Source organism: Bifidobacterium sp. UTCIF-38, assembly GCF_006454495.1.
GTDB lineage: Bacteria > Actinomycetota > Actinomycetes > Actinomycetales > Bifidobacteriaceae > Bifidobacterium > Bifidobacterium callitrichos.
Genome location: NZ_JFAL01000012.1, coordinates 69,192 through 82,004, shown reverse-complemented (window position 1 = coordinate 82,004; position 12,813 = coordinate 69,192). Strand labels below are relative to the sequence as shown.

Annotated in this window: 10 protein-coding genes and 1 tRNA gene; 8 read left to right on the top strand and 3 right to left on the bottom strand. The window is 67.1% G+C overall.

The window, feature by feature from the left end:
• Positions 1–18: 18 nt before the first annotated feature.
• Positions 19–1,809, bottom strand: coding sequence for a zinc-dependent metalloprotease (locus BW11_RS05135; RefSeq protein WP_140444919.1), 1,791 nt, complete (start codon positions 1,807–1,809; stop codon positions 19–21).
• A gap of 106 nt (positions 1,810–1,915) precedes the next feature.
• Between BW11_RS05135 and BW11_RS05130 the strand changes: the two genes are divergently transcribed.
• The gene (locus BW11_RS05130) at positions 1,916–2,851 is read left to right on the top strand and encodes a PDZ domain-containing protein (protein ID WP_140444918.1); all 936 of its coding nucleotides are present in this window, start codon (positions 1,916–1,918) and stop codon (positions 2,849–2,851) included.
• A 72-nt stretch (positions 2,852–2,923) separates the two neighbouring features.
• Positions 2,924–3,340, top strand: a complete 417-nt coding sequence (locus tag BW11_RS05125; protein WP_043165149.1) for a DUF3052 domain-containing protein — start codon at positions 2,924–2,926, stop codon at positions 3,338–3,340.
• A gap of 160 nt (positions 3,341–3,500) precedes the next feature.
• Here the strand turns inward: BW11_RS05125 and BW11_RS05120 are convergent.
• Positions 3,501–3,574: transfer RNA gene (locus tag BW11_RS05120), tRNA-Val, on the bottom strand.
• Positions 3,575–3,840: 266 nt separating this feature from the next.
• On the opposite strand from BW11_RS05120, the gene BW11_RS05115 reads away from it, so the two are divergent.
• The 6 genes from BW11_RS05115 (at position 3,841) to BW11_RS05090 (ending at position 11,362) form a co-directional block, all read left to right on the top strand.
• Positions 3,841–5,577, top strand: coding sequence for a DivIVA domain-containing protein (locus BW11_RS05115; RefSeq protein ID WP_140444917.1), 1,737 nt, complete (start codon positions 3,841–3,843; stop codon positions 5,575–5,577).
• Positions 5,577–6,758: a 1-deoxy-D-xylulose-5-phosphate reductoisomerase gene (dxr, locus tag BW11_RS05110; RefSeq protein ID WP_140444955.1), complete on the top strand. Its 1,182-nt coding sequence runs from the start codon at positions 5,577–5,579 to the stop codon at positions 6,756–6,758. The genes BW11_RS05115 and dxr overlap by 1 nt, the downstream gene beginning before the upstream one ends.
• Entirely contained in the window at positions 6,758–7,993 is a 1,236-nt protein-coding gene (gene ispG, locus BW11_RS05105) for a flavodoxin-dependent (E)-4-hydroxy-3-methylbut-2-enyl-diphosphate synthase (protein ID WP_181162512.1), read from the top strand. The genes dxr and ispG overlap by 1 nt, the downstream gene beginning before the upstream one ends.
• Before the next feature lie 78 nt (positions 7,994–8,071).
• On the top strand, positions 8,072–9,799 hold the full coding sequence (locus BW11_RS05100; RefSeq protein ID WP_258184562.1) for a S9 family peptidase: 1,728 nt from the start codon (positions 8,072–8,074) through the stop codon (positions 9,797–9,799).
• A gap of 16 nt (positions 9,800–9,815) precedes the next feature.
• Complete coding sequence (recO, locus tag BW11_RS05095; RefSeq protein WP_140444915.1) at positions 9,816–10,565, top strand: DNA repair protein RecO; 750 nt, start codon at positions 9,816–9,818, stop codon at positions 10,563–10,565.
• A 5-nt stretch (positions 10,566–10,570) separates the two neighbouring features.
• Positions 10,571–11,362, top strand: coding sequence for an isoprenyl transferase (locus tag BW11_RS05090; protein ID WP_043165158.1), 792 nt, complete (start codon positions 10,571–10,573; stop codon positions 11,360–11,362).
• A 190-nt stretch (positions 11,363–11,552) separates the two neighbouring features.
• On the opposite strand, the gene BW11_RS05085 is transcribed toward BW11_RS05090, so the two are convergent.
• Positions 11,553–12,809, bottom strand: coding sequence for a nucleoside hydrolase (locus BW11_RS05085; RefSeq protein ID WP_140444914.1), 1,257 nt, complete (start codon positions 12,807–12,809; stop codon positions 11,553–11,555).
• Between the last annotated feature and the right edge of the window lie 4 nt (positions 12,810–12,813).

Here is a 12,813-nt window from a genome sequence, read left to right as displayed (position 1 = left end):
AGGAGCAATCAGGAGCAATCAGTCGGCCTTGCCGGCGTCGCCGTCGTCCTCGCCGCCCTCCTCGCCGAGGAGCTTGGAGAGTTCGGCGTCCCAGTCGGTGCCGGTGGAGCCGGCCCCGGAGGACCCGCCGGTCGTGGGGGAGTCCTGCGCACCCGACTGGGTGGAGGATTCCCCCTTGGAGGAGTCGGCGGTGCCGGCATCCGGGCCGGTGCCGGCCGTGCCCGCGGAGCCGGCCGCCGTCGTATCGTCGGCCAGCGTCGGCAGCAGGTCCGGGTGCGACCACTTCGAGTCGCGTCCCTCGACGCCCTCGGCGGAGGTGATCATCTCCCACAGGGCCGCGGCCTCGCGCATGCGCTTCGGACGCAGCTCCAGACCGAGCAGGCTTTCGAAGGTGCGCTCGGCCGGGCCTCCGGTCGCGCGCTCGCGGCGCATCATCTCACGCAGTTGCTCGATATGCGGCAGGTGCGCCATGCCGGCGCGCCACACCACGCAGTCGACCCATCCCTCGACCATCGCGAGCATGGTTTCGAGCGAGCGCAGCGCCTCCTTCTGCTCGGGTGTGTCCGGAATGCCGACCTTCGTGAGGTTCACCGCGTCGGAGATCGAATCCGGGTCGAGCGCGCCGGCGTCGCGCAGCTGCTCCTCCATCGCGTCCAGATCGATGGAGATGCCGCGCGCGTACTTGCCGATCAGCGCCTCGAATCGCGGCATCAGCCACGGCACGGCGGAGTAGAGGCGTGCGTGCGCGGCCTCGCGCAGAGCGAGGAACGACATGACCTCGTCGGCCGGAATCGTGTCGTTCGGGCGCACGATCTCGGCGAACAGCGCCTCGGTCTGCGGGTCTGACGCCGGGTGATGCGGCGTACCGGTGCCCTCGGCATCGGTGCCGTCGTTGTCGGCGTCGTTGTCGGCACCGCCGTCCGACTTGGGTTCGGCCTGCGGGGCGGCGGCCGACGTGAACCCGATCTGATTGCCGGTGCCATTGCTGGTGGTATCGCCGGCACCGACGTCGCCGGCCTCAACTCCGTCCCCGGCCTCGCCGTTGAGCTGCTTCGTGTACTCCTCGACGTTCTCCACGACCAGTGCGCCCGCCGGATTGGACAGCAGCGCGATGCCCTGGTCGAAGCCGCCGTGCACCTCGCGGCTCAGCGTGCCGGCCGCGTTGCCCAGCTGCATCGCGAACGAGGTGTTGCCCAGCAGCTTGACCAGCTGCTTCGGGTCCTTCATGCCGTCCGGGATCGGAATCGGGATCGGGCCGGCGAACATGCCTGCGACCTCGCCGTTGAACGAATCGCCCAGACGCTCCGAGATCACCGCGGCCAGGGCATCGCCCATCGACGCGGCCACGGGGGAGGCGAACTTCGCCCACGCGTCGAGCGTGCCCTCCACCCAACCGGCGCGGGTGAGCGCCTGCGCCTCTCCCGGCGCCGGATCGAACTCGCACGCGGTGTCGAGCCACAGGTTCGCCTCGCTCATCGCGCGACGCACCTCACCGCCCTCCACGGCGGAGACCGACGTGCGCGAGCCGTTCGCGTTCGCCTGCTGCAATGCCAGCGACTTGGCGAGCTTCACGTTGATCGGCCCCTCCTCGACCACGTGGGCCATGTCGCCCATCGTGTTGAGGCCGCCGGCCGTGAACGCGGCCATCATCTGCTGCACCTCGGCCGGATTCGGCAGCGTGCTCGGATCCTGGCTCATGAGTTGCTCGCGGATCGAATCGGGCAGCTGGGAGATCTGCTGCCACGCCATCTCGCCCTGGACCGGGCCGAAGCATTTGATCAGCCACTCGTGAATTGCGTTCTCGTCCATATCGGAACCTCTTGGTCGTTCGCGGTCTTTTCCTGCCATTCTAGGGGGCACAGGCGTCCGGCCGCATGTTTTTCCGCGTAAAGCAAGCGCTGGTATCATGCGCGGTATGCCGTTCCTGAATTCGATCGTCGATATCCTGCGCCGCGTGCCGAAGATCCCGGCCGCAATCGGCAGGTACCTGACCACCCGTTCGCCCCGATTCCTCGCGGGTTTCCTCGCCGTCGCCCTGTGCGTGCTGGTGATGTGCCTGCCGAGCGCCTACTCGGTCGAATGGCCCGGGCCGACGCGCGACGTGCTCGGCACGGTCGGCGGCGACGGCAAGTCCGTCGACGATCAGGTGATTCAGGTCTCCGGCGCCGACACGCACAAGGACTCCGGCAGGCTGTTGCTCGTCACCGTCTCCGCCAACGGCGTGCCCGGCTATCCGGTGACCAACGCCGAGGTGTTGTGGGGCTGGATCGCCCCCGATCGCGTCGTCATGCCGCGCGAGGCCGTCGTGCCGGTCGGCCAGACCACGCAGGAGTACAAGAAGGAGACCGACAGGGAGATGTCCAGCTCGCAGTCGAACGCGATCAAGGCCGCCGAACGCTTCCTTGCAGCGAATGCGGACGTCGCCGAATCGGCCGGTCTGACGGGCGCCGATCTGTCCAAGCTCAAGGTCTCGATGCATGTCGACGACATCGGCGGTCCGTCCGCCGGCATGATGTACACGCTGGGCCTGATCGACAAGCTCACGCCCGCCGACGAGACCGGCGGCAAGACGATCGCCGGCACCGGCACGATCGACGCCAAGGGCAAGGTCGGGTCGATCGGCGGTATCAGGCTCAAGATGCTCGGCGCCAAGCGCGACGGCGCCACATGGTTCCTTGCCCCTAAGGCCAACTGCGGCGAGGTCGTCGGCCACGTGCCATCCGGCCTGCGCGACGTGAAGGTCTCGACGCTCGACGAGGCGTACGACGCGCTCGTCGCGATCGGCCAGGGCAAGGGCGACTCCCTGCCTCACTGCACGGTCGACACGGTCGACAAACAGATCAAGCGGTAGCCGTCCCATATTTCAGCGATTTAATCGCGTGTTAACGCCGCTGTTCGTCGTGTATTGCTATTCTTGACTCTCGTGAATGAAACCGCATCACAGAACGCAGAGGAATTTGGCTTCAAGCCCGGCGACATCGTGCAGGAATGGCTGTGGGATGATGACGTGGATGACTCGATCAGGGAGAAGATCGAGAATCTGACCGGTGAGGATCTCGTCGACGAGGACTACGATTCCGCCGTGGACGGCGTGATTCTGTGGTGGCGCGACGGCGATGACGAGGACGAGCTGTCCGACACGATCGTCGACGCGTACGCGGTCGTCGGCAACGACGGTCCGCTGTGGGTCCTGACCCCCAAGCCCGGCCGCCCGGGTGCCGCCAGCTCCTCGACCGTCCAGTCCGCCGCGAAGACCGCCGGCATGAACGCAGCGACTCCGCTGACCGTCAGTCCCGACTGGAACGGCATCCGCCTGCGCGCCTTCGGCAAGGGCCGCTGAGCCCGCGAAACGAACGTCTTCGTCCGACGGGCATGATGCTGGTGAGACGAAGACGATTGTTGTCATACCGTTGTCACGGTGTGGGTAAAATGTGGGCAAGACATCCGACTGACCTATGACGAAGGCCTGGAATCGTTGGGATTCCGGGCCTTTTACTATGTGGGCGATACAGGACTCGAACCTGTGACATCCACCGTGTAAAGGTGGCGCTCTAACCAACTGAGCTAATCGCCCGCAGACAATTAACCATAGCGCAACCCGGGCACAAGCCGCAAGCCTGATGGGGGCGGATGGAGCCGGATGGGGGAAGCAACGCGAAAAAACGCCGGTAGTGGAGGAAACGCCCCTATTGGCAGCCTTCGCCGGCGGGAAAACGGCGGCCCGGTGGTGAAAACGCCGTGTTATTTCCCTGTTGATCGACGCCGAATGCGCTCATGCGTCTCAACAGTCACGTAATGTGGCACACAGTATCGTATGTTCCTTGAGGAGGTTTGAAGCCCATGGCGCAGCAATCCGAAGCCGGAATCCCCAGGGCGGGCAAGCGCAAGTGGGGATACGACCCCGATCAGGTGGACGAGTTTCTGGATAAGGCGCACAAGCTGTACGAGAGCGACGACGCGCAGCTGACCCAGCAGGACATTCAGAACGTGTCCTTCGAATTGAAGAGGGGCGGATACGTCATCGCGCAGGTCGATGCGGCGCTCGCCAGGCTGGAGCGCGCGGTGGTCGACAAGCAGACCACATGGGAGATCTCCAAGCAGGGTCGCGTGGCGTGGAAGGCGCGCACCGAGGAGCTGTACCGCGAGATCGCCGGCCATGCCGACCGAGGGGAGGGCGAGCGGTTCGCGCCAGGGCGGGGAAAGTCCCCCTCCTACGATCGCAAACAGGTCGATCGCCTGATCGACCGGATCGTCGACAAATGCGCCGCCGAACTCGGCGTGGACGGTGCCGAGAAGGATCCCAAGCTCGACGTCATCACCCCCGATTACGTGGCGGACTCCGTGTTCACCCAGCGCAAGGGCAGGAAGGGCTATGACGAACGTCAGGTCGACTACTTCCTCAACTCCTGCGTGGAGCTGCTGAGCCGCATCGAATCCTTCGACCGCATCTCCGACTACATCACCGCCGACGGCGACGCCGACGGTTCCGCCGCCTCGATCGGCTCCCAGCCGCGCCCCCGCGCGGTGCCGATGGAGGCAGAGGCGTCCATCGCATCCGCCGCGCAACCCGTCGCATCCGCTGCGAACGCCGCATCCTCCGCCGCGCAGTCGGCCACCGCGATCGCCGGCGGACAGGTCGCGCCCCTGTTCTCCGCCGACGCCCGACGCCGTTCGACCGACGGTGACGACGACACCCCGCACGGCTACGCGCCGTCCGTCAAGGCTGACGAGGCGGCAAGCTTCAACGCGCTGAGCCAGGCCGAGCAGAGCCTGTTCTCGGCATCGGCCGGAAGCGCGGCATCGGCGTCGACACCGTCCGTGCCGCTAGTCGAACCGGTCGCGTCGGTCGCATCGACTCCGGTGGCGCCGCTCTTCCCGGCCGCCTCGGCCGCGCCCACGACCTCCGCCGCAGCCCCGACCGCATCGACTGCCTCGGCCGTCTCGGTCGCCTCGACTGCTCCGATCGTCTCTCCCGTCGTCCCGGTCGCTGCGGCACCCGTGACGCCTTCGTCGGCGTCGGCGCCGGCGTCGTACACCACGCCGACGGCTCCGATCGAGATGCCGCCGTCGTTCGCGACGCCGCCGTCCCCGTCCTTCGCCCCGTCCGCGTCGCCGAAACCGGCATCCCCGGCTCCCGCACAGTCGGACGACAAGTACACGACCTCCTCGCTGGATGCGCTTGCGCAGATGGCCGAGGCCTCACAGGAATTTCCGAAAGTGAACGGCACCTCCCCGTTCGAGCCGCATATGCCGAGCCTCGACGTGCCCAACACCTTCACCTCGATGCCGGCGGTCACGCCGTCCGCCCCGGCCTCGGCGCCGTCCGCGCCCGTCGCGTCCTCCGCCACGGCATCACCCACCCCATCATCCACCTCACCGTCGGTCTCCACGTCCGCCGCGATCCCGTCCTTCGCGCCCGCCGCGAAGCCGGAACGCGGCTCCACGCAACCCCCGCAGCCGCCCTTCTCGCTGCTGTCGGCCAACAACCACGATCTCGGCATCCCCGACCTCTCGTTCCCGTCCATCAACGGAAACATGTCGGATGAGATACAGGACACGACAAAGAAGGAACAGTGATCCACAGCAACACCGTCGTCGTACTCGGGTCCACCGGTTCGATCGGTACCCAGGCTCTTGACGTCATCTCCCGTCATCCCGAACGATTCACCATCGTCGGCCTTGCGGCCGGCGGTTCGCACATCGATCTGCTCGCCCGCCAGGCGGCTCGCTTCCGTGTGCCGCAGGTCGTCATCAACGACACGTCCAAGGTCAAGGAGCTGCGTGAGGCCCTCAATCAGGCCGGCGCCCCCTACACGCAGGTGCAGGCCGGCCACGACGCCGTCGTCGCGATGGCCGGCTTCGGCGCCTCGGTCGTCCTCAACGGCATCACCGGCTCGATCGGCCTCGAACCGTCGATCGCCGCCCTGAAGGCCGGATCGCAGCTGGCTCTGGCCAACAAGGAGTCCGTCGTCGCCGGCGGACACCTCCTGTTCGGCGCGCGCGTGCGCGAGGACCAGATCAATCCGGTCGACTCCGAGCACTCCGCGATCTGGCAGTCGCTGCGCTCCGGCACGCACGCCGAGGTCGCCCGCCTCATCGTCACCGCCTCCGGCGGCCCGTTCCGCGGCATGAAGCGCGAGCAGATGACCGACATCACCCCCGAGCAGGCGCTGCACCACCCCACGTGGAACATGGGTCCGGTCGTCACCATCAACTCGTCCACCCTGATGAACAAGGGCCTCGAGGTCATCGAGGCGTCGCGCCTGTTCAACGTGCCGCCGGATCGCATCGACGTGACGGTCCATCCGCAGTCCATCGTGCATTCGATGGTCGAGTTCGTCGACGGTGCCACCATCGCGCAGGCGTCGCCGCCGGACATGCGCCTGCCCATCGCGCTGGGCCTGTCCGCGCCGGATCGCATGACGAACGTGGCCGCCGCATGCGATTGGACCAAGGCGGCCTCGTGGACGTTCGAGCCGCTCGACGACGAGGCGTTCCCCGCCGTCTCGCTCGCGCGCCACTGCCTGACGGCGTCGGAGAAGCACACCGCGGTCCTCAACGCCGCCAACGAGCAGGCCGTGCATGCCTTCCTCGACCATCGTCTCCCGTATCTCGGCATCGTCGACACGGTCAAGGCCGTGCTCGACCAGATGGACGCCGAACTGCGAGGCGACCCGCTGTTCCGTGACGTGGAGGAAATGGAACAGCTCGAGCGCGAGGCCCGCCGCCTGGCAGACGACCTGATAGACAAGCAGTGATGAATACGTTGAACACGTTGAATACCGATCCCGTTTCCAAGCCGTTCCGCAAGACCGGCGACCCGGTCGCGCTCACGAGCGAGTCGCCGCTGCACCCGCGTCGCAAGTCGCGCCGCATCATGGTCGGCCCGGTGCCGGTCGGCGGAGGGGCGCCGATCTCCGTCCAGTCGATGACGAACACGCTCACCGCGGACGTGCCGGCCACGCTCCAGCAGATCGCCGAGCTGACCGCCGCCGGCTGCGACATCGTGCGCGTGGCCGTGCCCAGCCAGGACGACGCCGACGCGCTGCCCGAGATCTGCAGGAAGTCGCCGATCCCGGTCATCGCGGACATCCACTTCCAGTCGAAGTACGTCTTCCAGGCGATCGACGCCGGATGCGCGGCCGTGCGCGTCAACCCGGGCAACATCCGCAAGTTCGAGTCTGTAGGCCCCGACATCTGCAAGGCGGCGACCGACGCGGGCATCTCCCTGCGCATCGGCGTCAACGCCGGATCCCTCGACAAGGAGCTGTACGCCAAGTACGGCGGCCCCACGCCCGAGGCGCTCGTCGCCTCCGCGCTGAAGGAGGCCCACATGTTCGAGGACGTCGGCTTCCATGACTTCAAGATCTCCGTCAAGCACCATGACGTGATCACCATGGTCCAGACCTACCGTCTGCTCGCCTCGAAGGGCGACTGGCCGCTGCATCTGGGCGTCACCGAGGCCGGACCGCAATGGCAGGGCACGATCAAGTCGTGCCTCGCGTTCGGCGCGCTGCTGGCCGAGGGCATCGGCGACACGATCCGCGTCTCCCTGTCCGCCCCGCCGGTCGAGGAGGTCAAGGTCGGCTGCAAGCTGCTCGAATACATGGGCCTGAGGCCCCGCAAGTTCGACATCATCTCCTGCCCGAGCTGCGGTCGCGCGCAGGTGGACGTGATCCAGCTCGCCTCCGCCGTGACCGAGGGCCTCAAAAACGTGACCGCCCCGATCCGCGTGGCCGTCATGGGCTGCATCGTCAACGGCCCCGGCGAGGCGCGCGAGGCCGATCTCGGCGTCGCCTCCGGCAACGGCAAGGGCCAGATCTTCATCAAGGGCAAGGTCATCAAGACCGTGCCCGAGGATCAGATCGTCGACACGCTGCTCGAGATCGCCAACGACATGGCCGCGCAGATGGAGGCCGAAGGCAAGGTGCCGGACGGTTCCACCGGCCCGGTCGTCGTGCCCATCCAGCACCCCAACCGCCGCAACGGCTGAGGACGCGCCTTGACCGATCCTGCCCCGTGGTCCTTCTGGCGTCGGCTGACGGTCAGCCTGCCCATCTTCATCATCCTGATGGGGCTGCTCGTCTCCGTTTCCAACCTCACCACCGTCCCGTGGAACAACGATCCCACCGGACAGACCATCGCCACGCTCACCGACGACACGGCCGTCACGTTCGACACGGACGCGGCGGGCGGTGCCGGCGGCGCGGGCGGTACGGCCGGGCGCACGCTCGACCGTGCGGGCACGTACGAGGTCGAGGAGCGAGCCATCGAACTGACCATGCGCCGCGACGGCACGCAGGTCGGCGGACCGCGCAGTGTCGCCGTCGACCCGGACGCGGACGACACCTGGAAGGTGCAGGGATCGGGCGCGGACGAGACGCAGACCATCACCGTGCTGATACGCGAGCCGGTCGAGGCCTCGGGCAAACCGGTCAGGCGTCCGGGCGTGGTCTTCATGCACGGCGCCGGATTCGGCACCGCATACAATTCGTTCGGCGACATGGCCACCACGCTCGCCTCCGCCGGATTCGTCACCGCCGTCATCGACAAGCCCGTCTGGTCCACCTCCGACGTCACCCGCGACTATCCGGCGTCCGCGCGCGTCTACGCCGCCGCCATCGACCTGCTGCGCGGCTTCGAGAACGTGGACGCCGACAAGGTCGGCATCTACGCGACCAGCGAATCGACGTGGATCAGCCAGTACCTGCTCGCCGACGATCCGGACATCGCCTTCCAGGTGCTGTTGAGCCCCATGGTGTTCACGCCCCGCCGATCGCTCGGCTTCTTCATCTCCCAGGACTTCGCGCTCGTCGGCGCCAACGACGGCTACCAGTCGATCGTCCGGCGCGTGTTCAACGCCGACACCGCCCTGTTCGGCCTGACCAACTTCGACCTCGACCTGCCCGAATCGCACGCCTACGCGATACCGACGCTCGTCGCCTACGGGTCGAAGGACGTGATGACCGCACAGGTCGAAGGCGTCAAACACATCCTCCTCGAAGCGCACCGGGCCGGCAACTGGGACGTCACCGTCCGCAGCTACCCGGTGGCCAACCACGTGCTGCGCGTCGGCGACGAGGCGGAAACCGGCACGAAGTTCGCCGACCAGTACGTCGACGACGTCACCTCGTGGGCGCTGGGCACCGTCGCGGGACTCACGCAGACCAGCGAGCGCGTCGCCGGCGATGTGATCTACCAGTCGATCGCCGTGCCCGACGATCTGACGCCCAGACGGTCGCTGACCGTCTACGGTGCGATCCTGCACGCGGGAATGCTGGTGCTGCTCGTCGCCACGGCGCTCGCATGGCTTGCGGCGCTGTGGCGGCACGCGGCGTTCCGACTGCACCGCGCCAACCGTGGCGTACGCTATCCGGGGCTGGGATTCCGGCACGGATTCGGCAGCGCCCTCATCACCCTCGCCGTCACCACGATGGCCACGCTGCTGCTGTTCGCCTCCGGTCTGGGGCAGGTCATCATGGGCGTGGTCAGGCTCGCATGGGGCGCCGCGCCGGCCGAGGAGCCCGGGGTCATGTGGTGGAGCTGGCCGGTCATCCAGATCGTGTGCACGCTCGTCGTCTGGGCGTGGTCGCGCGTGTTCGCCCGGCTCATCGAAGTGGCCACCGAACGCGGCATCCTCGCCTGGCCGCCGCGGGCGGGATCGATCCGCGGTGTGGTCAGCGGAGCCGAACCGGTGCTCGCCACCACGCGCTTCGGCCGCGTGCTGTTCTGGCTCACCGCCGTCACGATGCTTCACGTGCTGTTCTTCTTCGCCTTCTGGGGCCTGTTCGTCTACTGAGGGAGATCAATCGTCCATGCCGTTGTACAGGGATGAAGGGGTGGTGCTGCGCACCGCGAAGCTGGGGGAGGCCGACCGCATCATCACCCTGCTGACCAAAGGCCACGGCAAGGTGCGTGCCGTCGCCAAAGGCGTGCGGCGCACCAAATCGCGATTCGGAGCGCGCCTCGAACCGTTCATGCGCGCCGATCTGCTCATCGCGCAGGGACACTCGCTCGACGTCGTCTCGCAGGCCGAATCGATCGCCGCCTACGCCGGTCCGATCAGCGCCGACTACGACGCGTACACCGCCGCGAACGTCATCGTCGAAACGGTCGACAAGCTCGTGAGCACCGAGGAGGAGCGCGTCGCCGGACAATACCGGCTGCTCGTCGGGGCGTTGAACGCGCTCGCCAGACATGCGCACGCGCCATCGCACATCTCCGCGTCCTACGTGATGCGCGCGCTCGCGCTCGCCGGCTGGGAGCCGCGCCTCAGGACCTGCGTGGTGTGCGGGGAGAGACCCGCGATGGACGATCAATCGAACGGCTTCGCCTTCGGCATGTACCTGTCGATGCCGGCCGGCGGTCTCATGTGCGGCAAGGACCACACGCCCGACTCGCACCGGCTCTCGCCGCTCGCGCTCACGCAGCTGCGCGCGCTCGTCGACGGCGACTGGGCCACGCTCGACGGCACCGAGCTCGCGCAGGAAACCGAACGCGAAGTGGAGGAATGGGCCGAGTACTATCTCGAACGCCCCCTACGTTCCATGCGACTGCTAGATTGACAGTCATGGCTTTCGAAAACGTCGACTACACTTCGCTGGACATTCCCGCGGCACCATTCTCCGACCCTTCGCGCATCCCCGATTTTCCCAAGGACAAGGTGCCTCGCCACGTGGGCGTCATCATGGACGGCAACGGACGCTGGGCCAAGCAGCGCGGCATGATCCGCACCAACGGCCATCAGGCCGCCGAACCGGTCGTCTTCGACACGATCGCCGGCGCGATCGAGGCCGGCGTGCGCTATCTGAGCCTGTACACGTTCTCGACCGAGAACTGGAAGCGCAGCCCGCAGGAGGTGCGCTTCCTCATGGGCTTCTCACGTGAGATCATCCACCGCCGCGTCGCGCAGATGGACGACTGGGGCGTGCGCGTGCGCTGGTCCGGACGCCGTCCGAAGCTGTGGAAGTCGGTTATCGACGAGCTTGAGGTCGCGATGGAGCGCACCAAGCACAACAAGGTCATCGACGTGGTGTTCTGCATCAACTACGGCGGCCGCGCGGAGATCGCCGACGCCTGCGCCGCGATCGCGCGCGAGGTGCGCGACGGGCGCATCTCCGGCGACCGCGTCACCGAGAAGATGATCGCCGACCACCTCTACAATCCGGACATCCCGGACTGCGATCTCGTGATCCGCACGTCCGGCGAGCAGCGCACGTCGAACTTCCTGCCGTGGGAGGCCGCCTACGCCGAGCTCGACTTCGTGCCCGAACTGTTCCCCGACTGCGGCCGCGAGGTCCTGTGGCGTTCGATCGACCACTACATCCACCGCGACCGTCGCTTCGGCGGCGTCAAGAAGTAGGACGCGAGGCCTGGCAGCGAGCTGACTGGGGGAGAAACCGCGTTTCCTAGGCACACTTTGCGTTTCCTAGGCAGGTCCGTCCGCAGTGAATTGGAAGCCGCGTTTCGGAATGTCTTTGATTTCCTTAAGTTTTGGAGTCGGTTCCGTATCCGGTTTCCGACGACATCTGCCTAGGAAATGCAAAAAGTGCCTAGGAAACGCCGACGGAACGGCATAGGGATGCCAGACGGTCGGTGAATTCCTCGAGGAACCGCTGCGCATCGACCTGAAGAGCCACGTGGACGCGCGGGGCGTCCGGGATGACGAGGTCCGCGGGGTCTCCCGTGGTGCGCCCACGCACGCCGTGGAAGTCGCCGGTCGCGGTCTCGGCCTTTAAGGCGATGTCGAAGCAGCCGACGAGCGTCGGGTCGAGGGCGACCGCGGCCGCCAATGGATCATGCAGCGGCATGCCTCCGGCGAAGATCGCCGGATCGGCCTCGAGATTCGCCGCGATGGAGAACTCGGCGAGACCGGCGAGGAAACGGCCACGGACTTCCGCCGCCGTCTCTCCGGCGGCCCGCCACCGTGCGGCGGCGTCTCTGGACAGCAGACACTGATGCGTCACGTCGAGACCGACCATCGTCACGTCCGCGCCCGAATGGAATACGCGGTCCGCGGCCTCGGGATCCTGGATGACGTTCGTTTCGGCGACCGCATCCCAGCAGTTGCCCGGCTGGGTGAGCGTGCCGCCCATCATCACGAGTCGCAGCTTCGGTGCGATATCCGGCGCCTTGGCAAGGGCCGCATCCACGTCGGTCAGCGGTCCGGTGGCGAGCACGGTCACGTCACGCCCGTATGCGCGCACCTGTTCGATGAGGAAGTCGATGCCACAGGGGACGTCCTGCTCCGACGAGAGTCGTGCCGCCGGCTCGGTGGCGATATCGGTGGCGGTCCCGGTGACGGTTCCGATACCGGTCTCGTGCGGTGGGGCGGCCGGCACGGCCGGATTCGCATGCGGGTCGTCCAGCGGATACCCGCCTACCGATACGATGCCGTGCGGCTGCGAATGCGTGGGCCATGCGGATTGTGTGGTCTGCGGATGCGAGCCGCGTGCCGGGCCATGCGCCGTGACGACATGTGCGGCGGTGTCGGTGCGGACCGCGGTCCGTCCGCTCAATCCGCCCAATCCGTCCGTACCGTGGAACTTGGCGCATCCGGCGTCGGGAATGAACGAGTCGGCCCATGAGGGATGCGTCGACGAACGAAACACCGGGATGTCGGTATGGTCGAACAGGTCGAGCACGAGGCGCGTGTTGCGTTCGGCCGTGGCCGCGTCCACGTTGCCGTAGCCGGCGAGCACGCCGAGCAACTCGCATTCGTGCGTCAAGGCGAGCAGATACGCCAGCGCCATCGCGTCGTCAACGCCGGTGTCGACGCAGGCGACGATGCGGGTGGGGGAGTGGGGCATGGCA

Coding starts and splice junctions, on each gene's coding strand:
- BW11_RS05130 (WP_140444918.1), top strand. CDS start 1,916: ATGCCGTTCCTGAATTCGATCGTCGATATCCTGCGCCGCGTGCCGAAG.
- BW11_RS05135 (WP_140444919.1), bottom strand. CDS start 1,809: ATGGACGAGAACGCAATTCACGAGTGGCTGATCAAATGCTTCGGCCCG.
- BW11_RS05090 (WP_043165158.1), top strand. CDS start 10,571: ATGGCTTTCGAAAACGTCGACTACACTTCGCTGGACATTCCCGCGGCA.
- recO (WP_140444915.1), top strand. CDS start 9,816: ATGCCGTTGTACAGGGATGAAGGGGTGGTGCTGCGCACCGCGAAGCTG.
- BW11_RS05115 (WP_140444917.1), top strand. CDS start 3,841: ATGGCGCAGCAATCCGAAGCCGGAATCCCCAGGGCGGGCAAGCGCAAG.
- BW11_RS05100 (WP_258184562.1), top strand. CDS start 8,072: ATGGGGCTGCTCGTCTCCGTTTCCAACCTCACCACCGTCCCGTGGAAC.
- ispG (WP_181162512.1), top strand. CDS start 6,758: ATGAATACGTTGAACACGTTGAATACCGATCCCGTTTCCAAGCCGTTC.
- BW11_RS05085 (WP_140444914.1), bottom strand. CDS start 12,809: ATGCCCCACTCCCCCACCCGCATCGTCGCCTGCGTCGACACCGGCGTT.